General features: G+C 69.0%; 28 protein-coding genes, 2 tRNA genes and 1 other RNA gene. 21 read left to right on the top strand and 10 right to left on the bottom strand.

Annotated features, from left to right (window positions below; translation table 11 throughout):
- Positions 1–95 precede the first annotated feature (95 nt).
- Positions 96–186, bottom strand: a tRNA-Ser gene (locus tag IP93_RS14270).
- Between the two features lie 103 nt (positions 187–289).
- Between IP93_RS14270 and IP93_RS14275 the strand changes: the two genes are divergently transcribed.
- Positions 290–700: a DUF6165 family protein gene (locus IP93_RS14275; protein ID WP_144816826.1), complete on the top strand. Its 411-nt coding sequence runs from the start codon at positions 290–292 to the stop codon at positions 698–700.
- A 187-nt stretch (positions 701–887) separates the two neighbouring features.
- Here the strand turns inward: IP93_RS14275 and IP93_RS14280 are convergent, their stop codons facing one another.
- Entirely contained in the window at positions 888–1913 is a 1026-nt protein-coding gene (locus IP93_RS14280; protein ID WP_144816905.1) for a glycosyltransferase family 9 protein, read from the bottom strand.
- Positions 1914–1958: 45 nt separating this feature from the next.
- On the opposite strand from IP93_RS14280, the gene IP93_RS14285 reads away from it, so the two are divergent.
- Positions 1959–2708, top strand: a complete 750-nt coding sequence (locus IP93_RS14285; protein ID WP_144816828.1) for a 3-deoxy-D-manno-octulosonic acid kinase — start codon at positions 1959–1961, stop codon at positions 2706–2708.
- The gene (locus IP93_RS14290) at positions 2708–3457 is read left to right on the top strand and encodes an MBL fold metallo-hydrolase (RefSeq protein WP_144816907.1); all 750 of its coding nucleotides are present in this window, start codon (positions 2708–2710) and stop codon (positions 3455–3457) included. The genes IP93_RS14285 and IP93_RS14290 overlap by 1 nt, the downstream gene beginning before the upstream one ends.
- Positions 3458–3467: 10 nt before the next feature.
- Here the strand turns inward: IP93_RS14290 and ffs are convergent.
- Together ffs and IP93_RS14300 are read right to left on the bottom strand one after the other, a co-directional pair.
- An RNA gene (gene ffs, locus IP93_RS14295) (signal recognition particle sRNA small type) lies at positions 3468–3564 on the bottom strand.
- 85 nt (positions 3565–3649) lie between these two features.
- Positions 3650–3742: transfer RNA gene (locus IP93_RS14300), tRNA-Ser, on the bottom strand.
- Between the two features lie 329 nt (positions 3743–4071).
- Between IP93_RS14300 and dnaX the strand changes: the two genes are divergently transcribed.
- The 4 genes from dnaX (at position 4072) to IP93_RS14320 (ending at position 7479) form a co-directional block, all read left to right on the top strand.
- On the top strand, positions 4072–6066 hold the full coding sequence (gene dnaX / locus IP93_RS14305) for a DNA polymerase III subunit gamma/tau (RefSeq protein ID WP_144816830.1): 1995 nt from the start codon (positions 4072–4074) through the stop codon (positions 6064–6066).
- A gap of 3 nt (positions 6067–6069) precedes the next feature.
- The gene (locus IP93_RS14310; protein ID WP_144816831.1) at positions 6070–6390 is read left to right on the top strand and encodes a YbaB/EbfC family nucleoid-associated protein; all 321 of its coding nucleotides are present in this window, start codon (positions 6070–6072) and stop codon (positions 6388–6390) included.
- Between the two features lie 61 nt (positions 6391–6451).
- Complete coding sequence (gene recR, locus IP93_RS14315; protein ID WP_144816833.1) at positions 6452–7051, top strand: recombination mediator RecR; 600 nt, start codon at positions 6452–6454, stop codon at positions 7049–7051.
- Positions 7052–7125: 74 nt separating this feature from the next.
- Complete coding sequence (locus IP93_RS14320) at positions 7126–7479, top strand: histidine triad nucleotide-binding protein (protein WP_144816835.1); 354 nt, start codon at positions 7126–7128, stop codon at positions 7477–7479.
- 7 nt (positions 7480–7486) lie between these two features.
- Here the strand turns inward: IP93_RS14320 and IP93_RS14325 are convergent, their stop codons facing one another.
- From IP93_RS14325 to IP93_RS14340, 4 genes are read right to left on the bottom strand one after another with little or no spacing between them, the layout of a single operon-like run.
- Positions 7487–7975 carry a Slp family lipoprotein gene (locus tag IP93_RS14325; protein ID WP_144816837.1) on the bottom strand — a complete coding sequence of 163 codons (489 nt, stop codon included), beginning with the start codon at positions 7973–7975 and terminating at the stop codon, positions 7487–7489.
- Entirely contained in the window at positions 7972–9954 is a 1983-nt protein-coding gene (locus IP93_RS14330) for a transglutaminase TgpA family protein (protein ID WP_144816838.1), read from the bottom strand. The genes IP93_RS14325 and IP93_RS14330 overlap by 4 nt, the downstream gene beginning before the upstream one ends.
- Entirely contained in the window at positions 9947–10912 is a 966-nt protein-coding gene (locus IP93_RS14335; RefSeq protein ID WP_144816840.1) for a DUF58 domain-containing protein, read from the bottom strand. The genes IP93_RS14330 and IP93_RS14335 overlap by 8 nt, the downstream gene beginning before the upstream one ends.
- 5 nt (positions 10913–10917) lie before the next feature.
- The gene (locus IP93_RS14340; protein WP_242006884.1) at positions 10918–11871 is read right to left on the bottom strand and encodes an AAA family ATPase; all 954 of its coding nucleotides are present in this window, start codon (positions 11869–11871) and stop codon (positions 10918–10920) included.
- A gap of 45 nt (positions 11872–11916) precedes the next feature.
- Between IP93_RS14340 and IP93_RS14345 the strand changes: the two genes are divergently transcribed.
- Positions 11917–13758, top strand: a complete 1842-nt coding sequence (locus tag IP93_RS14345) for a glycosyltransferase family 39 protein (protein WP_144816842.1) — start codon at positions 11917–11919, stop codon at positions 13756–13758.
- Positions 13759–13858: 100 nt separating this feature from the next.
- Here IP93_RS14345 and IP93_RS14350 read toward each other — a convergent pair whose 3' ends face one another.
- Together IP93_RS14350 and IP93_RS14355 are read right to left on the bottom strand one after the other, a co-directional pair.
- Positions 13859–14434, bottom strand: coding sequence for a Maf family protein (locus IP93_RS14350; protein WP_144816844.1), 576 nt, complete (start codon positions 14432–14434; stop codon positions 13859–13861).
- Positions 14431–14799, bottom strand: coding sequence for a hypothetical protein (locus IP93_RS14355; protein ID WP_144816846.1), 369 nt, complete (start codon positions 14797–14799; stop codon positions 14431–14433). The genes IP93_RS14350 and IP93_RS14355 overlap by 4 nt, the downstream gene beginning before the upstream one ends.
- Before the next feature lie 123 nt (positions 14800–14922).
- Between IP93_RS14355 and IP93_RS14360 the strand changes: the two genes are divergently transcribed.
- The 13 genes from IP93_RS14360 (at position 14923) to IP93_RS14420 (ending at position 26336) form a co-directional block, all read left to right on the top strand.
- Positions 14923–15450: a YceD family protein gene (locus IP93_RS14360; protein WP_144816847.1), complete on the top strand. Its 528-nt coding sequence runs from the start codon at positions 14923–14925 to the stop codon at positions 15448–15450.
- Positions 15451–15469: 19 nt separating this feature from the next.
- Positions 15470–15664, top strand: coding sequence for a 50S ribosomal protein L32 (rpmF, locus tag IP93_RS14365; protein ID WP_144816849.1), 195 nt, complete (start codon positions 15470–15472; stop codon positions 15662–15664).
- A gap of 215 nt (positions 15665–15879) precedes the next feature.
- The gene (locus IP93_RS14370) at positions 15880–16860 is read left to right on the top strand and encodes a beta-ketoacyl-ACP synthase III (protein ID WP_144816851.1); all 981 of its coding nucleotides are present in this window, start codon (positions 15880–15882) and stop codon (positions 16858–16860) included.
- A 330-nt stretch (positions 16861–17190) separates the two neighbouring features.
- On the top strand, positions 17191–18147 hold the full coding sequence (gene fabD / locus IP93_RS14375; protein WP_144816852.1) for an ACP S-malonyltransferase: 957 nt from the start codon (positions 17191–17193) through the stop codon (positions 18145–18147).
- 82 nt (positions 18148–18229) lie between these two features.
- Positions 18230–18976, top strand: a complete 747-nt coding sequence (fabG, locus tag IP93_RS14380) for a 3-oxoacyl-ACP reductase FabG (protein ID WP_144816854.1) — start codon at positions 18230–18232, stop codon at positions 18974–18976.
- 118 nt (positions 18977–19094) lie between these two features.
- The gene (gene acpP / locus IP93_RS14385) at positions 19095–19334 is read left to right on the top strand and encodes an acyl carrier protein (RefSeq protein ID WP_144816856.1); all 240 of its coding nucleotides are present in this window, start codon (positions 19095–19097) and stop codon (positions 19332–19334) included.
- Between the two features lie 277 nt (positions 19335–19611).
- Positions 19612–20865, top strand: a complete 1254-nt coding sequence (gene fabF, locus IP93_RS14390; RefSeq protein WP_144816858.1) for a beta-ketoacyl-ACP synthase II — start codon at positions 19612–19614, stop codon at positions 20863–20865.
- A gap of 88 nt (positions 20866–20953) precedes the next feature.
- Positions 20954–22348 carry an aminodeoxychorismate synthase component I gene (locus tag IP93_RS14395; RefSeq protein ID WP_144816859.1) on the top strand — a complete coding sequence of 465 codons (1395 nt, stop codon included), beginning with the start codon at positions 20954–20956 and terminating at the stop codon, positions 22346–22348.
- On the top strand, positions 22345–23238 hold the full coding sequence (locus IP93_RS14400) for an aminotransferase class IV (protein WP_199747238.1): 894 nt from the start codon (positions 22345–22347) through the stop codon (positions 23236–23238). The genes IP93_RS14395 and IP93_RS14400 overlap by 4 nt, the downstream gene beginning before the upstream one ends.
- Positions 23235–24293: an endolytic transglycosylase MltG gene (gene mltG, locus IP93_RS14405; protein WP_242006885.1), complete on the top strand. Its 1059-nt coding sequence runs from the start codon at positions 23235–23237 to the stop codon at positions 24291–24293. Before IP93_RS14400 ends, mltG begins: the two co-directional genes overlap by 4 nt.
- Positions 24290–24943, top strand: a complete 654-nt coding sequence (tmk, locus tag IP93_RS14410) for a dTMP kinase (RefSeq protein ID WP_144816861.1) — start codon at positions 24290–24292, stop codon at positions 24941–24943. The genes mltG and tmk overlap by 4 nt, the downstream gene beginning before the upstream one ends.
- On the top strand, positions 24940–25977 hold the full coding sequence (locus tag IP93_RS14415) for a DNA polymerase III subunit delta' (RefSeq protein WP_144816862.1): 1038 nt from the start codon (positions 24940–24942) through the stop codon (positions 25975–25977). The genes tmk and IP93_RS14415 overlap by 4 nt, the downstream gene beginning before the upstream one ends.
- Positions 25974–26336 (top strand): PilZ domain-containing protein, encoded by a 363-nt coding sequence (locus IP93_RS14420; protein ID WP_144816864.1) that lies wholly within the window; start codon positions 25974–25976, stop codon positions 26334–26336. The genes IP93_RS14415 and IP93_RS14420 overlap by 4 nt, the downstream gene beginning before the upstream one ends.
- The last annotated feature ends 151 nt before the right edge of the window (positions 26337–26487 follow it).

Raw genomic sequence — 26487 nt, forward strand, 5'->3', positions numbered from 1 at the left:
CGGCCGCTGGGCAAGACAAAGATTGCGCAGTTTGGTGCGCTTGGGGCGGACGCAGGAAAAGAAAAGGACCCCGGTGGGGTCCTTTTCGGCAAAACTGGCGGAGAGGGAGGGATTCGAACCCTCGGTACGCTATAAACGTACGCCTGATTTCGAGTCAGGTACATTCAACCACTCTGCCACCTCTCCGGGTGCAGTGAGCCGGGAATGATACGGGTCGGCGGCCGCTTCGGCAAGCCCGGACACGACGGCGCTAGACTGTGGCCCTTCCCCCTGAACAAATGGCGGCGTCATGTCCGAAATCCTGGTCCCGGTGTCTTTTGGCGAACTGCTCGACAAGATCGCGATCCTGCAGATCAAGAGCGAGCGCATGTCCGACGCGGCCAAGCTGGCCAACGTCCGCAACGAGCTGACCGCGCTGGAGAAGACCTGGATGGCGCATCCGGCGGCGGGCCACGACATCGCCAAGCTGCGCGCGGACCTGAAGTCGGTGAACGAGCGCCTGTGGGTGATCGAGGACGACATCCGCGTCAAGGAGAAGGCGCAGGCCTTCGACGATGAGTTCGTGCGCCTGGCGCGCAGCGTGTACTTCGAGAACGACGAGCGGGCGCGGATCAAGAAGGAGATCAACCTGGCGCTGGGATCGAGCTACGTCGAGGAGAAGTCGTACGAGGACTACAAGTCGGGGGCTGGGGCGCCCTGATATTGGTGTTGCGGGGGCGGGAGCCGGCCTGCGATGGCATTGCTCCAGCGCTCCGTCCGCGCAATCCTGCGCGGAGTCGCGCCGCGCGCCATTCATGGCGCGCGGCCCCGACTCGGGGCAGGATGCCCCGATGGAGGGGAGTAGCATCCCGGCGGGTGCGCGCCGGCCCCGTCCGAAGCCACTCTCCTCAGTCAGCGCAGTCAGTCACGTATCGCTCGAAGGCAGCGATGGCGTCTTCCACCGTGACCAGGTCCATCACGCCTTCGTGCTCGATCTTGGTGCCCCACTTGAGCTCGGCGGCCGGCTTGCCGCGGTACTTGCGGGCGGCATCGTCGTAGCGGTCCACGCAGTAGCGGCGGGTGGTGTACGGGCCGCTGCGCTCCGGGTTGCTGGCCGCGTGCAGGCCCAGCACCCGCGTGCCCATCGCGTTGGCGATGTGCATGGGGCCGGAGTCGGGGGTCATCAGCAGGTCAGCGCGTGCCAGCAGGGCCGGTAACTGCTTGAGCGTGTCCTTACCGACCAGGTCCAGCGCGCTGCCGTGCATGGCGGCGAGGATGGCGTCGGTGGTCTGGCGTTCCAGTTCGCTGCGGCCGCCGCACAGCACCACGCGCCAGCCGCACGCGATGGCGTGGTCGGCCACGGCGGCGTAGCGCTCGGCGCGCCAGTTGCGCAGCACGTGGCTGGAGCAGGGCGAGATCATCAGCGTGCGGCGGCCATCGTCCGGCCACTGCGCCTTCGCCCAGTCGAAGGCCTCGGCCGGTACCGGCAGGTCCCAGCGCACCGCGGTCTGGCGCAGGCCCAGCGGTTCGCAGAAGCTGCCCAGTGCGTCGAGCACATGCATGCCCGGCCGGTCCGGGATGCGCTCGTTGATGAAAAGTCCGTGCAGGTCCTTGGAGCGCGACCTGTCGTAGCCGATGCGGCGGCGCGCGGGAATGAAGGCCGACAGGAGGTTGGCGCGCGCGGCTACCTGCATCTGCAGCAGCACATCGAAGCGGCGGCCGGCCAGTTGCCGGCGCAGTGTGCGCATGCCGGCCAGGCCGGTCTTCTTGTCGTACTCGATGAACTCCACGCCGTCCAGGCCTGCGAGCAGGCGGTGCTCGCCCTTGCCGATCACCCAGGTGATGGCAACGTCCGGCCACGCGCTGCGCAACGTGCGCACCACGGGCACCACGTGGGTGACGTCGCCCAGGGCCGACAGCCGCAGGATGCAGATCGAAGCAGGTGCAGGGACGGCGTGAATTGTTAGACTCCAGAAGATATGACGGGTTACGACGCCGCCGAGGGATTGGTTCCGTTCCGCGAGGACAGCGGGTACGGCGCGATTCTGTTCGACACCACGCGGGTGCGGCAAGCCGCGCCGGAGTGGTTCTCTCCACAGTACTGGGGCGCGCGCGCGCGGCCGGTGGAAAGTGGCGGGCGTGGTGGTGCATGGTTCGTCGATGCGCCCTTCGGTCCGGTGCTGCTGCGCCGCTACCTGCGCGGCGGCATGGCGGCCAACGTGAGCCGTGACCGCTACTGGTGGCATGGCGCCGCCGCTACCCGCAGCTTCGCCGAGTTCCGGTTGACCCGCGCCGTTGCGGCCAAGGGGGTGTCCGTACCGCGGCCGGTGGCGGCCTATTACCGCCGTGATGGTCTGTTCTACACCGCCGCGATCCTGCTGGACCGGCTGGAGGACGTGCGTTCGCTGGCCGATCGCGCGGCCGTGGCCGGTGACGGCGCGCCGTGGGAGGAGGCGGGTCGACTGATCGCCCGCAGCCACCGCGCGGGCCTGGACCATGCGGACCTCAATGCGCACAACCTGCTGTTCGACCCCGGCGGAAATGGCTGGGTGATCGACCTCGACCGTGGCCAGTTGCGCATCCCCGCCACCGGATGGCGGCGAGGCAACCTCAAGCGATTGCACCGTTCGCTGATGAAGCTGCGGGGCGGGCGTTCGGAGGAGGATGTGGAGCGCGATTTCCAGCGCCTTCGATCCGCCTACGAGATGGCGTGGAGCCGGGGTACCTGATGGGCTGGGCATTGCGTTTGCACGGTGTGGGCAATGCCTCCGCCGTCGAGCTGGGCTCGGCGATGGCCACCATCGAGCGAGACGGCGCGCCATGGCTGACCATCGATTGCGGCGGCGAAGGCCTCACCGCGTTGCTGGCGCGTTATGGGCAGGCGCCGCGGGCGCTGTTCATCACGCACACCCACCTGGACCACATAGCCGGTTTTGAGCGGCTGTTCGTGGAGAGCTACTTCAATCCGGCGCTGCGCGGCACGGTGAAGCTGTACGTGCCGGCGCCGCTGGTGCCGCTGCTGCACCAGCGCGTGGGGGATTACCCCAATGCGTTGGCCGAAGGCGGGGCGAATTTCTGGGATGCATTCCAGGTGATCCCCGTGGGCAGTGCGTTCTGGCATGACGGAGTGCGGCTGGAAGTATTCCAGGCGCGCCATCACTGGCCGGACACCGCGTTCGGCCTGCGCTTGAAGGGCAGCCTGGTGTGGACGGGGGATACCCGGCCGATTCCCGAGGTGTTGGCGCGGGTCGCCGGTGAAGGGGAACTGATCGCGCATGACTGCGCGCTGCACGGCAATCCCTCGCACAGCGGCATCGAGGACCTGGAGCGCGAGTACCCGGCCGCGCTGCTGTCGCGCTGCGTGCTGTACCACTACGCCAGTCGCGAAGAGGGCGAAGTGCTGGCGGCGCGCGGCTACCGCGTGGCACATCCGGATGAGTGCCTGCCCTTGGCCGAGCCCACGGCCATGCGCGCCTGAAAAGGCGGTAGCCCCGCCGGCTGGCCTCGGCACCCGCATCAGTCGATACCGTTGCTGCCTTCCGGCCCTGGCGGGGTTTTCGACCTAGCGTCGCGAGGGGCCGACGGGGCCACCATAGGCGACTGCGGGGCTTCGCGTGGGCAAAACGGCGCGCGGGCGCGGCTTGCTGGGCGGGACTCGCATTCAAGAATCTGGCGGAGAGAGGGGGATTCGAACCCCCGAAGCGCGGTTTAGACGCTTACACACTTTCCAGGCGTGCTCCTTCAACCACTCGGACACCTCTCCGGGTCCCGGGGCCACGGCGCTGGGCTGCGGCCTCGGGGTCGCAAAGTCTAGCGGTCGCGGGGCTTTCGGACAAGTCGAGGCGTTGGGATTGCGGCTCGGGAGTCCGTGGCGACCGGCCGGGGTCCCCATCAGTGTCCGGGCCCCGCAACCAGTCCTTGCTCCTGCACCGCTGGAAGTCCGCTCCGGCGTTTCTCCTGTGCGGAGGTTCTGTCCCCTTGGGTAACGGAGTGTCTGGTACGCCATGGCACAATGGGCCAAGTCCGATCATCCGGTTCGGCACGCGGCTACCGTGGCCCCGTCGTCGCATCGTCAGCACTGCAAAGGATCCGATGTCCTACCTCGTCCTCGCCCGCAAATGGCGCCCCAGGCGCTTCGCCGAACTGGTCGGGCAGGAGCACGTGGTGCGTGCGCTGACCAACGCGCTGGAAACCGGCCGCGTGCACCACGCGTTCCTGTTCACCGGCACCCGCGGGGTGGGCAAGACCACCATCGCGCGCATCTTCGCCAAGTCGCTGAACTGCGAGCAGGGCACCTCGTCCGACCCGTGCGGCGCGTGCGCCACCTGCCAGGACATCGACGCCGGCCGCTTCTTCGACCTGATCGAGATCGACGCCGCGTCCAACACCGGCGTGGATGATGTGCGCGAGGTGATCGAGAACGCGCAGTACATGCCCAGCCGCGGCCGGGTGAAGGTCTACCTGATCGACGAAGTGCACATGCTGTCGAAAGCGGCGTTCAACGCGCTGCTGAAGACGCTGGAGGAGCCGCCGGGGCACGTGAAGTTCCTGCTGGCCACCACCGACCCGCAGAAGCTGCCGGTGACGGTGCTGTCGCGCTGCCTGCAGTTCAACCTGAAGCGGTTGGACGAGGGCCAGATCACCGGGCAGATGAACAAGATCCTCGACGCCGAGGGCATTGCCGTGGAGCCGGGCGCGATCCGCCTGCTGGCCAAGGCCGCCGATGGCAGCCTGCGCGATGGCCTGTCCCTGCTGGACCAGGCCATTGCCTACACCGGCGCCAGCAGTGGCGGCGGGCAGCTGGTCGAAAGCGGTGTGGCGACGATGCTGGGGTCGGTGGACCGCACGCGCGTGGGCACGCTGCTGTCGGCGTTGGCCGACGGCAACGGCGAGGCGCTGCTGGCGGAAGTGGCTGCGCTGGCCGACTTCTCGCCCGATTGGGGCACCGTGCTGGATGCGCTCAGTGATGCCATGCACCGCATCCAGGTGCGCCAGCTGGTGCCCACTGCGCCGGTGGAAGCCGATGGCGTGGACATCGACGGACTCGCCGCGCGCATCCGTGCCGAAGTGGTGCAGCTCTGGTACCAGATGGCGCTCAACGGGCGTCGTGACCTGCCGATGGCACCGAGTCCGCGCGCAGGCTTCGAGATGACGCTGCTGCGCATGCTGGCGTTCCGTCCCGCGGAGGGCGGTGGAGGCATGCGATCCGCCCAGGCGGAGGGGGGGGCGCTGCGTGGCGCTGCGCCAACCGGCGTTGCGGCGAGCGGGACGGCAGCAGCGGCGTCTGCCGGTGCTGCGGTGGTGCCGACCGGCTCCCCGGCCGCACCTTCTTTTGACGCTTCGACTGCAACGTCGACTTCGCCTGTGCTTGCGGTTGAAGGCAGGCCGATCACTGCGTCGGAGACAGACGTACACGCCCCGGCGCCGCCGAAGCGATCGCCGGTCGAAAGCACATCGGCCGAGGACGACACCCCGCCGTGGGCCGAAGCCATGCCGCAGGTGCCGTCCTCCGCGAGCGTGGCGCCCATCGGGAGCATGGCTGGCCTGGCGCCCCCCATCGTGGTCGAGCGTAACCAGGTACCGCGGATTGCCGCAGCACCGGCCGCCGCTTCCGCGATGCCGCCCGTTGCGCCGCCAGCGTCGGCCGACGCGTCCACCTCCGTCCTCGGTGCCATCGTCGATGCCGACCTGTCCACCAGCATCGCCGACGCCAGCGAATGGCACGACATCGTGGCCGCCAGCGACCTCAAGGGCCCCGCGCGCCTGCTGGCCGAACACGCCGTGTTTGGCGGCTATGCCGATGGCGTGCTGACGCTGGCGCTGCCTGAGGCGGACCAGCACCTGGGCGTGCCCAACCTGGTCAAAATGGTGGCCGAAGCCCTGGTGCCCCGCCTGGGCAGTGCGCCAATGATCCGCTTCGCCAGCGCCGCCGTGGGCGAATCGCTGCGCGAGCGCAACGACCGCGCGCGCGACGAGCGCCAGGCCGCCGCAGAAGCCGTTTTCATGGACAACGCCGACGTGCAGCGCCTGGTCGCGCAATACGGCGCCCGCGTTGTCCCCGACTCAATCCGCCCCCTGGAAGACTGAAACATGCGTGGAAACATTGCCCAACTGATGCAGCAGGCGCAGCGAATGCAGGAAAACGTGCAGCGCGCGCAGGAAGAACTGGCCAAGATCGAGGTCACCGGCAACGCCGGCGGCGGCATGGTCAGCGTGACCCTGACCGGCCGCATGGAGTGCCGCAAGGTGCGCATCGACCCCAGCGTGATCAGCGATGCCGAGATGGCCGAAGACCTGATCGCCGCCGCCTTCAACGATGCGGTGAACAAGGTCAACGCCGAATCGCAGGCGAAGATGTCGGCCGCCACCGCCGGCATGCCGATGCCGCCGGGCATGAAGATGCCGTTCTGATGGCAACCGGTCGCGTGGCGGCGGCCGTGGGGCTGCCGCGCGCGGGCTTCTGCCGCCTGCAATGAGCGCCTCACTGCTTGAACAACTGATCGATGCGTTCCGCGTGCTGCCCGGCGTCGGGCAGAAGTCGGCGCAGCGGATGGCGTACCACGTGCTGGAACGCGAACGCGAGGGGGGCCGGCGCCTGGCCGACACCCTGGCCAAGGCGATCGAACGCATTGGCCACTGCAGGCGCTGCCGCGACTTCAGCGAAACCGACATCTGCGCGACCTGCGGCAGCGCCTCGCGCGATGCGCACCAGTTGTGCCTCGTCGAGTCGCCCGCCGATCGCCTCGCCATCGAGCAGGCCACCGGCTACCGGGGCCTGTACTTCGTGCTGCAGGGGCGCCTGTCGCCGCTGGATGGCATCGGTCCGCGCGAACTCGGCCTCGACACGCTTGCCGCGCGCCTGGCGGAGGGTGAGGTGCAGGAGATGATCATCGCCACCAATCCCACCGTGGAAGGTGAGGCGACGGCCCATTACCTCGCGCAGTTGGCCCGCCAGCACAAGGTCAGGCCCAGTCGACTGGCCCATGGCGTGCCATTGGGCGGCGAGCTGGAATACGTGGACCGCGGGACGCTCTCCCACGCCTTCGGCAGTCGCAGCGAAATGCCCGACTGAACATGCCGGGGTATCCCGGCGGGTCGCCAACCCGCTGCAACCTGCCGATTGCCTTCCTTCATGAGGACCCACCGATGAGCGACGACACCATCTTCCACAAGATCATCCGCCGCGAGATCCCCGCGACGATCGTCCACGAGGACGAGCACCTCATCGCCTTCCGCGACATTGCACCGCAGGCGCCGGTGCACGTGCTGTTCGTGCCGAAGGTGACGGTGCCCAGGCTCAACGACCTGCAGCCTTCGCAGGCCGAGGTGGTGGGGCGGCTGGTGATCGCCGCGGCGGATTACGCCAAGCGCGAAGGTTTTGCCGAAAGCGGCTACCGCGTGGTGATGAACTGCAACGGCGATGCCGGGCAGACCGTGTTCCAGATCCACCTGCACCTGCTGGCGGGTGCGCCGTTGGGGCGTTTCGGCACGCCCCACTGAAGGGCGGTCAGTACCAGCCCCACCACGGGTACGGCGCCGGGTACTGGACCACGTCGACCCGCTCGCGGATGGGCCACAGGTACACCACTTCGGCATCCACCACCGGAAGGCGATAGTCGTACTCGCCGATCTTGCGCGACTCGTAACCGCTGACGCGACCGGTGAAAGTGACTTCACGGTTGGGTTGGAACAGCGCTGGGTCATAGAACCCGGTCCGGCAGGCAACAAAGCGGCCGCCGGTGTCGTCAGTGGACTCCAGCGGGCGGCCAGTGCCGCCAAGTCGGGTGGAGATCATCTGGAAGCAGGTGCGGTTTGCCTGTGGTTCCACCTCGACCACGCGGCCACCCCAGCGCACCACCGCGCCGGTGCGGTCACTGGCGACGGCGTCCTGCGGGCTGATCTCCGCAAAGGCACCCTGCAAGGGCTTGGGCTGGGAAACGCACGCAACCAGCACGGTGGCGGTGCCGACGGCAAGGGCGATTGATCGGAACTTCATCTGCGTTCTCCTGGCGGGCGTGGGCGGTGGGCCTTGAGCGCGCGAACCAGATCATGCTGTTCGTGAGTGGCCAGTCGTCCGGTTCGTGTTCCAGCGTAGCGCCAATTGATGAAACGGTGGCTGAGTTTCAGCAGGTCCCGGCCCAGGTCCGGACGGGCGGTCGCGACCCTGCGCGCCCAGTCATCGGCGGTTTCATGAGACTCGCGGCCCAGGCCAAGACGGCGATATCGCCGGTCCATGCGGTGCCAGGCCCGCAGCACCGGGTCGGCCTCGTGCGGTTCGCGCGTGCTCAGCCACAGCATCCAGAGCAGGGCCAGTCCACCCGCCGCGCCAAACAGGGCGATCAATCCCCGGCCGCCCAACGGGTCCATGCCCAAGGGCTTGAGCAGGTCCTGCTGGCGCGCGGCATTGAACCCCAGCACGAAGTCGTTCCAGCCGCGGCGCAGCCAGTCGCCCATGTCCAGCAGCGGCGTCACCCCGCCGGCCGCCCCGAACATCCCCGCGCCGGGCGCGCGATCCTCCAGCGTGTCATAGATGCGTTCCGGGGCCACGGCGGCGGTCGGATCCACGCGCACCCAGCCGCGGTCGGGCAACCAGACCTCGGCCCAGGCGTGCGCATCGGAACGGCGAACCAGCCAGTAGTTGCCGATGGGGTTGCGATACCCGCCGGCATAACCGGTCACCACCCGCGACGGGATGCCTGCACCACGCATCAGCACCACGAACGCGGAACTGAAGTGCTCGCAGAAGCCCTGCTTGTAGTCGAACAGGAATTCGTCCACGGCATGCCGGCCAAGCAATGGCGTGTCCAGCGTGTACGCGAATTCGGCACGGATCCATGCCATCGCGCGCTGCACGATGGCCGCGTCGTCGGCTCCCGCCTCGGCACGCCACTGCCGCGCAAGTGCCAGCGTCCGCGGGTTGTAGCCGGGCGGCAGTTCCAGGGCGGCATGGCGCAGGGTCTGGGGAAGTTCGGCCTGGTAGCGTCGAGGCGGTGCCGACTGCACCCGCCAACGACCCAGCGTGGTCTGTGGATGCTCCGCCCACAGGCCGTGGTCAATGGACAGGCGGGTGCCGGCGGGAGCGGAAAGCGGCAGGTCCAGCGCCACCAGCTGGCGCCGGTCGGTGGACTCGACCTCCATTTCGTAGTCCCATCGAGTTTCCGCGGGCTCGGTGTCGGCCACGGGCAGGTTGCGGTACCAGCCGGGTTGGGTCCAGCTGCGGCCGTCGAATTGCCACAGCACCGGCCCTCGCCAGTACATCTGTTCCTGGCGGGGCGCGGCACCGAAGAAGCGCACGCGCAGCGTGGGCGTGTCGTCATTCATCAGGTCCACCCACTCGCCCGGCGTCATGCTGTCGGACAACCCGGGGCGGGCCAGCGCGCGTTCCGGCACGCCCCACAACGGGGTGGCCATACGCGGAAACAACCAGAACGCGGCCAGCGTCAAAGGAACACCCATGGCCACCAGCCGGCCGATCGCCGGCAGCCGGTGGCGCAGCGTGGGTGCGCTCGTGTCCCCGGCCTCCACGTCGGCGAATCGCTGCAATGCCAACAGCGAGATCAACGTCGCCAGCAGGCCCAGCGCCAGGCTCAGCGGTCCCTGGTCAAGCAGGAACGTGGCGAACGGAGCGAACAGTGCGAAGCCCACCAGACTGCGCGCGTCGCGCAGGGTGGCGGTTTCGGAGGGCTTGATGGCCAGCATCGCGGCCAGCATCGCGCAGCCCGTGTCGCGGCCAAACGAGAACCGCGACAACGCCAGTACCGTGCCGACCAGCGAGACGGCCAGCAGCAACCGGATCAGCGAGTGTGCCGGCTGTCGCCACGCCAGCGCCGCCACGGCAATCGCACACGCCGCGATGGTGCCTGCCATCACGTTGGGCAACTGCAGCAGCATGGGCGTCAGCGAAGCCGCACCCGCGGCGAATGCCCAGTGGCGCGTGGCCTGGTCCAGCGGCGGGGTGCGTGGTGCGTCAGCCATGGGGCATCAGCGCGAGTGCGCGCAGGCAGGCGTGGCGGTGGTGTGGTCCGTGGTCGGGGCCCAGCGTCGGCTGGCCGGGCAGGGCCAGCCGGTAGCGGCGGCCGGTACGTTCGGCTTCGTCGACCCAGCGCGCCAGGCGGGCGATGCGCGCCTCGTGTGGCAGCGCGCGCAACGACGACCAGTCAAGGGTGGTCTCGGCGCCCTGCGGCTGCTCGTACTCGCGCACGATCAGCTGGTCGCGGCGCGCCGAAGGTTTCCAGGCGATGGCCCGGCGAGCGTCGCCGGGGCGATAGGGCCGCAGATGGTGGACGTCCTCGCCAGCGGGATGCAGGCGATTGTCGGCCCGGTCGCCCGCGCCTTCGGGCAATGGTGGGCCGGCCGGCTCGGGCGCTGGATACACCAGCAGCGGCGCATCGGGCCAGACGTAGGCCCAGGCGCGCGCCAGCCCCAATGGTCGGATCGTCGAGATCGTCAGGCGCGGGATGTCCAGCCAACCGCGCTGCCGGGTGGGCAGCGACAGGTCCGCTTCGCCATGCCCCTGGTCCAGGTGGAGCACCGTGCGGTCCGCAGGGGTCCGCACGAAGGCCACCTGGAGCCCGCGCCGCACGCGGTCCGGCGGGGCGGTGGCGTGCAGACGCAGCACCAGGGGCCGGCCGGCCGCAACCGGCTCGCCGTCCACGGCCACGATCTCCAGGCCGGTCAATTGCAGGTGCGCGGCGACCAGGCTGGCCAGCCCCGTGCCCGCCAGCAGCAGGGCCAGCAGCAACGCCGGGTTGTTGTTGTAGTTCAACGCACCCAGCAGCATCGCCGACAACAGCACGCCGTAGAACAGGCCGAAGCGCGTGGGCAACACGTAGACGCGACGGCGGTCCAGTCGGGCCGGCATCGCCTCGGGGTGGCGCGGGCGCGCCAGCGCCGCGGCCCGGTCGCGCCAGGCGGCTTGCCAGGTATCCGTCATTGCACTCAGTCGACCGGCACCGAGTGCAGGATCGATTTGGCCAGCGCGGCCGGGTCGCCGGCATCCGCGTCCGCCGTGAGCCGATGCGCCGCGACGGCACCGAACAGGGCCTGGACGTCGTCCGGCAGCACATGCTGTCGCCCCAGCAGCAGCGCATAGGCACGGGACGCACGCAGCAGTGCGATGCCTGCGCGCGGCGACAGTCCCACGCGCACGCCGGGATGACGACGACTGCGGACCAGCAACGCCTGCACGTAGTCGATCAGCGCGTCGCTGGCGTGCACCGACAGCACCGCCGCACGCGCGGCCACTACATCGTCACTGCCCAGTTGCGGCATGCACTGCGCGATGAGGTCGCGGCGGTCGGCGCCGGCCAGCAGGTCGCGTTCGGCGGCCTCGCTGGGGTAGCCCAGCGCGAGGCGAAGCAGGAACCGGTCCAGTTGCGAATCCGGCAGCGGATAGGTGCCGGACAGATCGACCGGGTTCTGGGTGGCGATGACGAAGAACGGCGAGGGCAGGGCATGCCCAACGCCATCGACCGTCACCTGGTGCTCGGCCATCGCTTCCAGCAGCGCGCTTTGCGTGCGCGGCGGCGCGCGGTTGATCTCGTCGGCCAGCAGCACCTGGGTGAACACCGGGCCCGGGTGGAATTCGAATCGCCGGGCCTGCGGATCGAACACCGACACGCCCACCACGTCCGACGGCAGCAGGTCGGAGGTGAACTGCACGCGCTGGAACTCCAGCCCCAACGTGGCGGCGAGCGCGTGGGCCAGCGTCGTCTTGCCCAGCCCCGGCAGGTCTTCGATCAGCAGGTGGCCGTCGGACAGCAGCGCAACGAACGCCAGCCGCACCTCGTGGGGCTTGCCCAGCACCAGCTGGTTGACCTGCGCCTGCGCGCGGTCGAGGGCCTGGCGCAGGGCATCAGGTAGCATGCTCGCGCTCGAAGGGGACGCTGCCATGGTGGTTCTCCCGTATTCAGCCGGAGTGTAAGAGGTCTTGTGCCCATGATGGATGTGCGCCGGTCACGCCTGGCGTTCCTTGTGCTGTTCGTGGCGGTGCTGCTGGCCAAATGCGTGGTCGCGGCGCGGTTGCCGCTGTTCGTGGACGAGGCGTTCTACTGGCAGGAGGGCCAACATCTGGCGGCCGCCTATTCGGACCTGCCGGGCCTGACCGCATGGCTCACCCGATTGGGCGTGTCAGTGGGCGGCGATACGTTGCTGGGCGTGCGTTGGCCATTTCTGTTGATGGGCGCGTTGGTGCCCTGGCTGATGGTGGCGCTGGCGCGGCGCGAGTTCGGCGCGGCCGTTGGCTGGCAGGCCGGCAGCCTGGCGTTGCTGTTGCCGCTGTCGGGCACCCTGGGCGTGCTGGGGTTGCCGGACGTGGCGCTGGCGTTGGCGACGCTGCTCTGCCTGGACGCGGGGGCGCGCCTGTTGCGGCGCGCGGATGCCGGAGCGGCCTGCGAACTTGCCGTTGGCCTCGCCCTCGGTGCGTTGAGCCATTACCGGTTCGTCGCGGTGATCGGCGTGGGCTTCGTGGCGCTGTTGCTGCTGCCGGAAGGGCGGCGTGCGCTGCGCAATGCCCGGGTCTGGGCGGGCATCGCCATCGGCGCGCTGGCGTGGATGCCCCTGCTGGCGTGGAACCTGTCCAACGCCGATGCCGGCCTGCGCTTCCAGCTGGTGGAACGGCATCCGTGGGCGTTCCATCTGGACGGTTTGTGGTTCATCGGCATCCAGGCGCTGCTCGCCACCCCGTTGTTGCTGGTGGCGATGCTGGCGGCGGCGCGGCAGGGCATCGCGGGGGCGTGGCCTTCGGCGGCATCGCGCTACCTGGCGTGGAGCGGTGGGCTGTTGTTGCTGGGATTCTTCCTGCTGGGTTTTGTCGCCGACAACGAGCGCGTCAGTTTCCACTGGCCGTTGCCCGGGTACCTGGCGTTGTTGCCGCTGGTGCCGTGGGTGCTTGCCGCCTGGCCGACGTGGGCACGGCGTGCCACCTGGGCATTGCTGGGCCTGGGGATGGTGGCCGTGCTTGGCTACTACGTGGCGGTTTCCGCACCGCACCTGCGTGAGCGCGCCGCGGTGGGCAAGGCGTACCCCGAGAACTTCGCTGGCTGGGATGTGCTGGCCGATGCGGTCAGGGGCGAGCAGGCCACGCTTCCAGCAGGCGCGCACCTGCTTGCCGACAACTTCAAGATCGGTGCGGAGCTGGGATTCGCGCTGGGTAACCCGCGTATCCCGGTGCTGGACCATCCTTTGAACCACCACCATGGCCGCGCACCGCAATTGCGGCTGTGGGGCCTGCATCGCGACGCAGTGTCTGGCATCGGCGACGGCCCCGTGCTGCTGGTGGTGGGTGCCACCGACGTGCCCTACAAGGCCCTGCTGGCGCGATACCACGCCTTGTGCGCGATGGTCGGGCCGTTGCCGGCACCGCGGGTGGTCAACATCGACCATGGCCGCCGCCGGTTCATGCTGTTCCGGCTGCACGGACGACGGGTGGGGCCCTGCACGACGCCGGCGATGGCGTGGCTGGATGCGCCGGTCGCGGGGGCCGCCGTGGACCGCACGCTGGAGGTCCGCGGCTGGGCATTCAAGGACGGCGTGGGCCTGTCGCGCGTGGAACTGCTGCTCGATGGCCAACCCGTGGGCGACGTGCCTTATGGGCAGCGCAATACCGGGATCGCGGCCTACTGGCAGATATCGACCGATCCATCGCACCCGCACGTGGGATTGGGTGGGCGCATGCACCTGGGGGCGGTGGCGCCGGGCACGCACTGGCTGGGACTCCGGTTGCACGGCCGCGACGGCAGCGTGGAGGACTGGGCGGAGCAGCCGGTTCGCGTGCGTTGATCGGCGCGCGCTGATCTGAAGCCCTGGCCTGGCACGTGGCGCGCCCGGGTCGTCTGCGCACGCCTGCCAGTCACGAGGCTGCGCCGTACCGGACGGCGGGTCAGGGGATCTGGTAGCCGGCCTCGCGCAACAGCCGGGCCGTCGTGATCATCGGCAGCCCGATCAGCGCCGTCGGGTCGCTCGACTCGATGGCGTCGAACAGGCCGATGCCCAGGCCTTCGGACTTGAAGCTGCCGGCGCAGTCGAAGGGCTGCTCCGCATCGAGGTAGCGCGCGATCTCGGCCTGCGACAGCGTTCGGAACCGTACCACCGTCGTGTCCAGCACGACGTGGGCGGCACCGTCCGGGCCCAACACGCACAGGCCGGTGCGGAACAGCACTTCGTGCCCGGACATGCTTGCAAGCTGGGCGATCGCGGCGTCACGGGAGCCGGGCTTGCCCAGCGGCTCGCCGGCCAGTTCCGCCACCTGGTCCGAGCCGATCACGCAGGCACCGGGGTGCCGCGTGGCCACGGCCCGTGCCTTGGCCTCCGCCAGGCGCAGCGCCAGGTGGTCGGGGGACTCGCCGGGCAACGGCGTCTCGTCGGTTTCCGGGCGCGCTGTGTCAAAGGGCAGGCGCAGGCGCGCCAGCAGGTCACGCCGGTAGACCGACGTGGAGGCGAGGATCAGCGGGGTCATGGGTCGGGAGTAGTTGTCCGGGCCTGGTCGATGCGGGACAGTTGCTGGTCGATGCGTTCGCGCGCGGCGTCGATGGACGTGCGGACCCCGGCCAGCTGTTCCAGCGACGCCTCCTGCCCGTGGTCACGCAGCCACATGCGCTGGCGAAGCATCTCGCGCATGGCCTCGCGCACCGGGTCCTGGCCCTCGTCACCGGTTACCGCCTCGATCTCGGCGCGGGCGGTGCGCAACCGGGCCTCCAGCGTGTCGGCGGCGTCCAGCAGGTCGCGCATGGCCCGTTGGCGCGGTGTGACCCCGCGACGCAGGTAGGCCAGCAGGCCCAGGGCCAGGGCGGCCAGGACGATCAGCAGGAGGGCAGTGGTCACGGCGCGGGTGCTGGAGGAGGGACCCGCAGTCTGAACCGGCCGCCCCCATCGGGGCAAATCACCGCCCCGCAACGGTTTTCCGGTTTGACAGGGGGGCGTTCACCTCCTAACATTCTGCAGCTTATGTCCGCAGACGCACCCCGATCGCCGGTTTCCGAGACTCTGGACGCTTGGCGCATGGTGGCGGCGCGGCGCGGTGTTCAAGGCCGCCTGCCGCTGTCGTCGCTGGACCGGTTGCGTGACAGTCTGGTCGATACCGAAGGCGAGGTGAGTTACTCGCTGGAGTTCGACACGGACGAACTGCAGGTGCCATACGTGGAAATGCGCATCGATGCCGGTCTGCCGCTGGAATGCCAGCGCAGCCTGCAGCGTTTCGTGTTTCCGGTGAACATCGTGCAGCGGCTCGGCCTGATCCGTGATGAAGCGGACGAAGCCGCGCTGCCGCCCGGGTATGAACCGCTGCTGGTCCCGTCCGACGGGCTGCTGCGGGCTGCCGAGCTGGTCGAGGATGAGCTCATCCTGGCCGTCCCGGTCGTGCCGACGATGCCCGGCACGGAGGCGATGGAGCGTGACTGGCCGGCCGGAGAGGTCGAGCAGGAACGCGCGAACCCCTTCGCTGCATTGGCGGCATTGAAGAACAAATCGAACTGAGTTTCCTTGGAGCAAGACCATGGCTGTCCAGAAGTCCCGCGTTACCCCGTCCAAGCGTGGCATGCGCCGTGCGCACGATGCGCTGTCCAGCAAGCAGCTGGCCACCGACCCGACCACCGGCGAGACCCACATCCGCCACCACGTGACCGCTGACGGTTACTACCGTGGCAAGAAGGTCATCGAGGTCAAGTCGAAGGTCGTCGACGTCGAGTAATCGCACCGCGGCGCACCGCGCCGCGTGCATTGCTGTGGGGCGTCGGCACCTGTCAACGTCCCCGGAGTCACCGGTTCCTGACCGGTGCTCCTGCGCAGGAATGCGGCCTTCGGGCCGCAGTCTTTTTCCGGGTCGGCGTTGAGGCTTGGCGTGCGGGCCCGTCCGCGGCGCGTCGGTGAGGCCGGCGAGCCGCCCCGTCGAGGTGTCCCCCTGGCATGATCAAGCAAGTGTTCTCGCGTATCGCCGGCACCGGCAGCTACCTGCCGGAGAAGGTGCTCACCAACGACGACCTGTCCAAGATCGTCGACACCAGTGACGAATGGATCGCCGCGCGTACCGGCATCCGCGAGCGCCACATCGCCGCCGAGGGCGAGACCACCAGCGACCTGGCCTACCACGCCGCCGTGCGCGCGCTGGAAGCGGCCGGTGTCGATGCCAGGGACCTCGACCTGATCGTCCTGGGCACCACCACCCCCGATGTCATCTTCCCGTCCACCGCATGCCTGGTGCAGGCGCGGCTGGGTGCCTCCGGCTGTCCTGCATTCGACGTCAACGCCGCGTGCTCGGGTTTCGTCTACGCGCTGACGGTGGCCGACAAGTTCATCCGCTCCGGCGCCGCCAGGACCGCGCTGGTGATCGGTGCCGAAACCCTGACGCGCATGCTCGACTGGAGCGACCGCGGCACCTGCGTGCTGTTCGGCGACGGCGCAGGGGCGGTGGTGCTGAAGGCCGACGAAGAGACCGGCATCCTCAGCACCCACATGCACGCCGATGGCACCAAGGCCGACCTGCTGCACAACCCGGTCGGCGTGTCCAAGGGCTTCAAGCCCGACGAGCACAACGCGGGCGTGCGCGTGATGATGGCCGGCAACGACGTGTTCAAGCACGCGGTCAAGGCGCTGGATTCGGTGGTCGAGGAGACGCTGCAGGCCAATGGCCTGGATCGGCACCAGCTGGACTGGCTGATCCCGCACCAGGCCAACCTGCGCATCATCGAAGCCACCGCCAAGCGCCTGGATATGCCGATGGAACGTGTGATCGTCACCGTGGACAAGCACGGCAACACCTCCTCTGGCTCGGTGCCGCTGGCACTGGATCACGCGGTGCGTTCGGGCAAGGTCGAGCGTGGCCAGTTGCTGTTGCTGGAAGCCTTTGGCGGCGGCTTTACCTGGGGCTCGGCGCTGATCCGCTATTGATGCCGTAGTCCGGCCCCTTGGCGGAGTTCGGTGTCCACCAGACGCCCCGGCTTGCCGGGGCGTTCGTGTTCATGGGGACTGTTGCCATGGCGTGTCGGTCCGCCCTGCGAAACCGGGAGAGCAGGCACCGCGCGTCAATCCGGGCCGGCTATCGCGGGCGCTGCGGCAGTACAGCCCGCGCGTGACGAGGTCCAGTGGCCAACTGCGCCCAATTTCGGTCAACGGTTTCAAACACCGGACTGTACGGCCGGGTACAGACACGTTAGAGCTTTCACTCGTATCATTGCGCGTTCGTTTGTACCTCTCCGTTTCAAACCTCAAGGCTGTCGCGTGACCGCATCGCTTCCGACCCAATCGCAGTTGGCATTCGTCTTTCCCGGCCAGGGCTCCCAGTCGCTGGGTATGCTCGGTGAGCTGGCCGCGATGGACCCGGTGGTGCAGGCCGCGTTCGCCGAGGCCAGCGCAGGTGCCGGCGTGGACTTGTGGGCGCTGAGCCAGAACGGCCCGGAAGAGCAGCTCAACCAGACCGAATTCACCCAGCCGGCGCTGCTGGCCGCCGGTGTGGCCGCGTGGCGCTTGTGGCAGGCCCGTGGCGGCGTACAACCGGCGCTCCTGGCCGGCCACAGCCTGGGCGAATATTCCGCGCTGGTCGCCGCGGGCGTGCTGTCGCTGCATGACGCCGCCCGGCTCGTGCGCCTGCGTGGCCAGCTGATGCAGGCCGCCGCCCCGGCCGGCACTGGTGCGATGGCCGCCGTGCTCGGCGCCGAAGACGCGCTGGTGCTGGAGGTCTGCCAAGCCGTGTCCAGTGACGAAGTCGTGGTCCCGGCCAACTTCAACTCGCCCGGCCAGGTCGTGATCGGTGGCCATGCGGCCGCGGTCGACAAGGCGCTGGCGCTGCTGGCCGAGCGCGGCGTGCGCAAGGCGGTGAAGCTGGCGGTCAGCGTGCCGTCGCACACCCCGCTGATGCGCGAAGCCGCCAACCGCCTCGGCGAGGCCATGACTGAACTCACGTGGCGCACGCCTGCGCTGCCGGTGATCCAGAACGTGGATGCCGAAGTGCACGAAGGCACCGAAGCGATCCGTGATGCGCTGGTCCGCCAGTTGTACCTGCCGGTGCAGTGGACCGGTTGCGTGCAGGCGCTGGCCGCGCGCGGCATCACCCGCATCGCCGAGTGCGGCCCGGGCAAGGTGCTGGCAGGCCTGGTCAAGCGCATCGACAAGTCGCTGGACGCGCGTGCCATTGGCACGCCGTCCGATTTCGAGTCCGCGCTGGCGGACTGGCAGTAAGGCATCACCGTCCGCGGCGGGCAGGACGCGCCACCGCGCGCCGCCTGGCCGGCGGTCCCCACCCCACAACGAGGTAACACACATGGCCAACGGTCCTCTTACCGGCGAAGTCGCCCTCGTCACTGGCGCCACGCGCGGCATCGGTGCCGCCATCGCCGACGAACTGGCCGCGCAGGGCGCCACCGTCATCGGCACCGCCACCAGCGAATCGGGTGCCGCGGCGATCGGCGCGCGCATGGCGGCCAGCGGCGGCCACGGCCGCGTGCTCAACGTCACCGAGCCGGGCGCCATCGAGGCGCTGGTCGACGCGATCACCAAGGAATTCGGCGGGATCTCGATCCTGGTCAACAACGCCGGCATCACCCGCGACAACCTGCTGATGCGCATGAAGGACGAGGATTGGCAGGCCATCCTCGACACCAACCTCACCAGCGTCTACCGCAGCAGCAAGGCGGTGATGCGCACGATGATGAAGGCGCGCAAGGGCCGCATCATCAACATCGCCTCGGTGGTGGGCGTGACCGGCAATGCCGGCCAGGCCAATTACGCGGCGGCGAAGGCCGGCATCATCGCCTTCAGCAAATCGCTGGCCAAGGAGATCGGCTCGCGTGGCGTGACCGTCAATGTGGTTGCGCCGGGTTTCATCGACACCGACATGACCCGTGACCTGCCCGAGGACGCGAAGAACGCAATGCTCGGCCAGATCGCATTGGGTCGTCTGGGCGAGCCGGCCGACATCGCGCACGCGGTGGCGTTCCTGGCGGGCCCGTCGGCGGCGTACATCACCGGCGAGACCCTGCACGTCAATGGCGGCATGTACATGCCGTGACCATCGTACGATGGTCGTAAAGATTTGATACAAAAGGCTTTTGCACCATACTGGCGAAGGCCCGCGATTCCACTAAACTATCCGTCTGATATCCCGATCCCGGGAGGAGTGAGCAGAAATGAGCAGCATCGAAGAGCGCGTCAAGAAGATCGTCATTGAACAGCTGGGCGTTAAGGAAGAGGAAGTCACCAACAACGCTTCGTTCGTTGACGACCTCGGCGCCGACTCGCTCGACACCGTCGAGCTGGTGATGGCCCTGGAAGAAGAGTTCGAGTGCGAGATCCCGGACGAAGAGGCCGAGAAGATCACCTCGGTGCAGCAGGCGATCGACTACGTCAAGGCGCACGTCAAGGCGTAATCCGCTTGTGGGCGCTTGCGCCCGGGCAAGGCCACGCGTCGACTCCGGGTCGTGTGCGTTGCCTTGCCGACATCCAGACCGGGGCCGCTTGCTGCGGCCCTGTGTCTTTGGGCGGTAACACCGCCGCGTGACCCCGATGGGTGTCACGGCAACAGGTAATCGGAGCAGTCCGGACATTCCACCGGGCTGCCCCCTCATTCCCGCCGGCTCCGTGCCGGCAACATGGGCGGCGGCGCACGTTGCGCGCCGCGGCCCGCAGGCTGACAACGGAGTTTCCATGGCCTCCCGTCCCGCTTCGTCCCGACGCGTCGTCGTCACCGGTCTCGGCATCGTCTCCCCGCTGGGCAACGACCTGGCCAGCAGTTGGGATGGCATCGTCAATGGCCGTTCGGGCATCGGCCCGGTCACCCATTTCGACACCGAGGGCTACACCACCAAGATCTCCGGCGAGATCCGCGGTTTCGACGTGACCCAGTGGGTGAACGTCAAGGACGCCAAGAAGATGGACCCGTTCATCCACTACGGCGTGGCCGCGTCGCTCATGGCGATGCAGGACGCCGGGCTGGAAGTGACCGAGGCCAACGCCGAGCGCATCGGTGCGCTGATCGGTTCCGGCATCGGTGGCATCCTGGGCATCGAGGAAACCGCGGTGAAGCTGCACGAAGGCGGCCCGCGCAAGATCTCGCCCTTCTATGTGCCCAGCACCATCATCAACATGCTGCCGGGGCAGGTGTCGCTGCTCACCGGCATCAAGGGTCCGAATTTCTCGGCGGTGTCGGCGTGCGCCACGTCCAACCATTCCATCGGCATGGCCATGCGCATGATCCAGTACGGCGATGCCGACGTGATGATCGCCGGTGGCGCGGAGCGTGGCTCCTCGCCCACCTCGATGGGCGGGTTCTGCTCGATGAAGGCCATGTCCACCCGCAACGACGATCCGACGCGCGCTTCGCGTCCGTGGGACAAGGACCGCGATGGCTTCGTGCTGGGCGACGGCGCCGGCATCCTGGTGCTTGAGGAGTATGAGCGTGCCAAGGCGCGCGGCGCGCGCATTTACTGCGAGCTCGCCGGCTTCGGCGCCTCGTCCGACGCGTTCCACATGACCGCACCCAGCGAGAACGGAGAAGGCCCGGCGCGCTGCATGGTGTCGGCCTTCAACGACGCCGGCGTCAACCCCGAGCAGATCGGCTACCTCAACGCGCACGGCACCTCCACGCCGCTGGGCGACCTGGCCGAAACGCTGGCGATCAAGCGCGCGCTGGGCGACCACGCCTACAAGGCCATGGTCAGCTCCACCAAGTCGATGACCGGGCACCTGCTGGGCGCGGCCGGTGGCGCCGAGGCGATCTTCTCGGTGATGGCGCTGCACACCGGCATCATCCCGCCGACCATCAACCTGGACGAGGCGGGCGAGGGCTGCGACCTGGATTACGTGCCCAACGTGGCGCGCGAGAAGCGGGTGGACGTGGTCGTGTCCAATGGCTTCGGCTTTGGCGGCACCAACGGCACGCTGGTGTTCAAGCGCATCTGATCCACGCCCGCGGCCCGTGCATGGACGCCGGCCCGAGGGCCGGCAATCTGCCGCCGGCCCGGCGACCTTGCGGCGGTAGTGCGACTCCATGCTGGTAACGCGTTCCCTTTCTCCCGCCATCGACCTGCTGGACCTGCACCGGCTGGCGCCCGCGCGCTATGCCGCATTGTTCGAATCCACCGCCCATGGCACCGCGCATGGCCGGTGGGACCTGCTGCTGGTGGCCAACGGCGAGTCGTTGTCGCTGGGCGCCGACGGCGTGACCCGGGACGCCACGGGCGTCGCCGTGGAAGGCGACTTCCTGGCGGCGCTGGACCGCGCATGGCGGGCGGCCAAGGTTCCGCGCGATGAGCCGCGTTGGCCATTCCGGGGCGGCTGGGCGCTGTTGCTGGGTTACGAACTGGCCGCACAGGTCGAGCCCGTGCTGCGGCTGCCACCCGCGTCCGGCGGTTTGCCGGTGGCCTGCGCGCTGCGTTGCCCCGCGGCCGTGCTCCGCGACCACGCAACCGGCGAGTGCATAGCCATCGCAGAGGCGGGGCAGGAGGCACTGCTGGATGCCATCGAACGCGACGCGGCGGCGGCATCGGCGTTGCCACGCTTGCCTGCATGGCAACCGCCCGTCGCGCTGGACGAGGACGCGCCGGCACGGTTCACCGACGGCGTCCGCCGGGTGTTGCAGTACCTTGCGGCAGGCGATGTGTTCCAGGTGAATCTCTCGCGGGGCTGGCGCGCGCGATTCGCGCAGTCGCTTCCCCCGGCTGCGCTGTTCCAGCGGTTGCGCGACAACAATCCCGCGCCTTTCGCCGGCATCTTCGCCGGCAATGTAGGCGATGACGGTGGCAGGGGCCATGGCGTTGATGCCAGCTGGGCGGTGGTCAGCGCCTCTCCCGAGCGACTGGTATCGGTGCGTGGCGATGTCGTCGAGACGCGTCCCATCGCAGGCACGCGACCGCGCTTTGCCGGTGACGATGACAGCGCCCGCATCCGCGAACTGGTGGGCCACCCCAAGGAGCGCGCCGAGCACGTCATGCTCATCGACCTGGAGCGCAACGACCTGGGCCGCGTATGCACGCCCGGCAGCGTGGAGGTGGACGAGCTGATGACCGTGGAGAGTTACGCCCACGTGCACCACATCGTGAGCAACGTGCGTGGCCACCTGCGCGAGGGCGTCGCGCCCGGCGAGGTGATCCGGGCGACCTTCCCGGGTGGCACCATCACCGGCTGCCCCAAGGTGCGCTGCATGCAGATCATCGCCGAGCTGGAAGGCGACGGTCGCGGTGCCTACACCGGCGCGATGGGGTGGCTCAACCGCGACGGTGACCTCGACCTCAACATCCTGATCCGCAGTGCGGAAGTGGAGGGCGACACAGCCCGCTTCCGCACCGGTGCGGGTATCGTCTTCGACTCCATCCCCGAGCGCGAGCTGGATGAAACCCGGGCCAAGGCGCGTGGCATGTTCCGTGCGCTGGGAGTGGACGGGTGAGCGTGCGCGTTTTCGTGGGGACGCATGCGGTGGACGCCGTGCCGCCCGACGACCGCGGCCTGGCGTACGGCGATGGGCTGTTCGAAACCATGCGCGCGCATCGCGGTGGCGTGTCATGGTGGCCAGCACACTGGGCGCGACTGGCTGCGGGTGCGGCGCGGTTGAAGTTGCCGCTGCCCGACGAAGCGCTGGCCCGCGCCGAGGCGGAAGCGTTGCTGGGTGGCCGCGGCGGCGTGCTGAAACTGCTGGTCACCCGTGGCAGTGGTGGACGCGGTTATGCCCCTCCCGACGCGGCCGTGCCCACGTGGCTGTTGTCGCACCACCCGGCGCCGGCGCGCCCGCGTGACGGCCTGGTGCTGCGCTGGTGCGATACGCGCCTTGCGGTGCAGCCGCTGCTGGCCGGCCTGAAGCACTGCAACCGGCTTGAACAGGTACTGGCGCGCGCGGAGTGGACTGCGTCGGCACCGGTTGTGGACGGGCCAGGCACAGCGACGCCAGACACTCGCACGCTGCACCCCGACGCGGAAGTGGCCTCTTCACCAACGGTCGACGAAGGCCTGATGCGCAGCACCGAGGGCGACGTGGTCTGCGCAACGGCGGCCAACCTCTTCATCCTGCGGCACGGTCGCTGGCTGACGCCCGCGGTGGACCGCTGCGGCATCGCCGGCGTTTGCCGTGGCTGGATCATGGGCGCGACCGGCGCCACCCAAGGCCGACTGGACGTGGCCGACGTGGAAACGGCGGAGGCCGTTTTCCTGTGCAATGCGGTGCGCGGTATCCTGCCGGTTGCGCGTCTGGGCGAGCGCACGTGGGTTGCACACCCGCTGGTGGCCGCGCTGCAGGTGCGCCTGGCCGCCGATCACCCCGCCTTCGCACCGGAGTCTTCGTGAGTCGCAAGCGTTCGTCCGGCAAGGCCGGCCTGCTGGTCCTGGTATTGCTCATCGCCGCCGTGGCCGTCGCGTTCTGGGGCTGGCAACGCTTCACCGGCTTCGCCGATGCGCCGCTTGCCGGCACCGGTGCGGACATGAGCATCGTGGTGAAGCCTGGCGATTCACTGCCGGTGGTGGTGCGCAAGCTGGCCGATGCAGGCGTGGACACCGGCGAAGCCATCGAATGGCGTCTGCTGGCCAAGCAACTTGGCGCTGCCGGCAAGCTGCAGGTCGGCGAGTACGCGTTGCCGGAAGGCATCACCCCGCGTGTGCTGCTGGAAGCCATGCGCGATGGCAAGGTCATCAGCCACCGCTTCACCCTGGTCGAAGGCTGGAACATCCGCGAGCTGCGTGCGGCATTGGCCAAGGCCACGCCGCTGGAACAGGAGACGGCCAGTTGGGACGAGGCGGCACTGATGAAGGCCGTCGGCCAGCCCGGCCAGCATCCGGAGGGCCGCTTCCTGCCGGAAACCTATGTCTACACGCGTGGCGACAGCGATCTGGACGTGCTCAGGCGCGCGCACCACGCCATGTCGAAGGCGTTGGCCGCCGCGTGGGCCGAGCGTCGCGGCGACACGCCGCTGAAGACACCCGACGAGATGCTGGTCCTGGCCTCCATCGTGGAAAAGGAAACCGGCATCGCGGAGGAACGTCCGCAGATCGCCGGCCTGTTCGAACGCCGGTTGAAGACCGGCATGAAACTGCAGACCGATCCGACGGTCATTTACGGCCTCGGCGCACGTTACGACGGCAACATCCGCAAGCAGGACCTGTTGACCGACACGCCCTACAACACCTACACCCGGGCCGGCCTGCCGCCCACGCCGATCGCGATGCCCGGCGTCGCCGCATTGCAGGCCGTGGCCAAGCCGGCATCCGGCGAGCACCTGTACTTCGTGGCCGTGGGCGATGGCAGTGGCCGCCACCTGTTTGCCGCAACCTATGCCGAGCACCAGGCCAACGTGCGCCAGTACCTGCAGAACTACCGCAAGGCACAGTCAAAGGGCGCCCAATGAGCGGTGCGCTGCCGCCACTGCGAACATGCCATCGCTTCATCTCGCTGGAAGGCGGCGAGGGTGCGGGCAAGTCCACGGTGCTCGCCGCGTTGCGCCACGCGCTCGAAGCCGCTGGCCAGGCCGTGACCTGTACCCGCGAGCCCGGCGGCACGCCGTTGGCCGAGCAGATCCGCGGCCTGCTGCTGGACACGCACCACGAGCCGCCCGCCGCCGAAACCGAACTGCTGCTGATGTTCGCCGCACGCGCCCAGCACGTGCGCGAAACCATCCTGCCCGCGCTGGCGCGTGGCGAATGGGTGATCAGCGATCGCTTCACCGATGCCAGCTACGCCTACCAGGGGGCCGCGCGGGGAGGTGACGTCGCCTTCATCGCGCAGCTGGAGCAGCGGGTGGTCGGCATCCAGCCGGCCATGACCCTGCTGCTGGACGTCCCCGTGGCCATTGGCCTGCAGCGGGCGCGCGGCCGTGGCGCGACCGATCGCATCGAGGCCGAACGCGAGGACTTTTTCGAACGCGTGCGCGAAGGCTACCTCGCCCGGGCCGCGGCTGACCCGGCGCGTTTCCGCGTGGTCGATGCCAGCCAGTCCGCCGAGGCCGTGGCGGAAGCGGTGGTCGCGCACCTGCGCGCCCTCATGGAGCGCCCTGCATGAGCGCCTTTGCGCCTTGGCAGCAGCGGATCTACGAACAGGCCGCCGCCGCGGTGGAAGCCGGACGCCTGGGCCATGGGCTGCTGTTCTGCGGCCCGGAGCACCTGGGCAAGCGGGAGGTGGCCGAGCGCCTTGCCCAGCGTCTGCTGTGCACCGGCCGCGAGTCCGGCGGCGAGCCATGCGGGCAATGCCGCGGTTGCCGCCTGTTCGCCAGTCGCACGCAGGCCGACCCACCGGAGTTGCGTCCCGATGGTTCGCTGGCGCATCCATTCGGTCGCTCGGGCCATCCGGACCTGCGGTTTGTCGGCTTTGAATGGAACGAGAAAGCCCGTCCACCGCGACTGCGCACTGAACTGGTGATCGAGCAGGTCCGCGGCGTGTCGGAGGAAATGGCCCTCACCCCGCAGTTTGGCGGGGCCAAGATCGCGATCATCGACCCGGCCGATGCCATCAACCATGCCGCGGCCAACGCCCTGCTCAAGACACTGGAAGAGCCGGTGCCGGGGCGCTACCTGTGGCTGGTGTCCTCCCAGCCGGCGCGCCTGTCGGCCACCATCCGCAGCCGCTGCCAGCGGCTGGAGTTCCGCCTGCCGCCGCGCGATGAGGCGCTGACCTGGCTGGTGGGGCAGGGGCACCCCGCCAATGCCGCCGCGGAGGCCCTGGACGCCGCCCGCGGCCATCCCGGGTTGGCGCACCAGTGGCTGCAGGGCGGGGGCCTGACCCTGCGTCGCACGGTAGGCGACGACCTGGCGCGTTTGGCGCGTGGCGACGCGACCGCCATCGACATCGCCCAGTCCTGGATTGGCGACGATCATGCCGCCTTGCGACTGAACCACGCCGCCGACCTCGCGCTGGCCGAAGCGTCGCGCTTGACCGACCCGGCGAGGACGCGCAGTCTGGCGGCGTGGTTCGACAAGGCCAATCGCGTGCGTGACCTGTTGCGGACCACCGTTCGCGCGGATCTGGCCGTGGCCGAATTGCTGATGGGTTGGCGTGCCGCATCCGGGCCCGCCGCCAATGGAGGACGCAGGGAATGAGTGGAGCAATACCGGGCGGTGCCCGCCAAGGTATCCTGTCGCTGGCGCTGAAGGACAAGGCGGGGCTGTACAGCGCGTACATGCCGTTCATCCGCCACGGCGGCATCTTCGTGGCCACGACCAAGCGTTACTTCCTTGGCGACGAAGTGTTCCTGCTGGTGACCCTGCCGGAGTCCAGCGAGCGCCTGCCGGTGGCCGGCAAGGTGGTGTGGGTGACCCCCGTGGGCGCGCAGGGTAACCGCCCCGCGGGCATCGGCGTGCAGTTTGCCGACAGCGCGGAGGGCGAGGCGGTGCGCGGCAAGATCGAAGCGCTGCTGGCGGGCCTGCTCAACGCGGACAAGCCGACGCACACGATGTGATGTCCGTGCCGGCGGAGCCCGACGTGCCGGGCGGCCGGTGGCGATGGATGTCCAATCGGCGGCCGGTCGCTGGAGTCATGCGGACGATCCGGACGTGGCGAATACGCATCATCAATGAACAAGGAAAAGGCGCACCCACCGGTGCGCCTTT

This window comes from Aerolutibacter ruishenii (genome assembly GCF_007830115.1).
Classification (GTDB): domain Bacteria; phylum Pseudomonadota; class Gammaproteobacteria; order Xanthomonadales; family Xanthomonadaceae; genus Aerolutibacter; species Aerolutibacter ruishenii.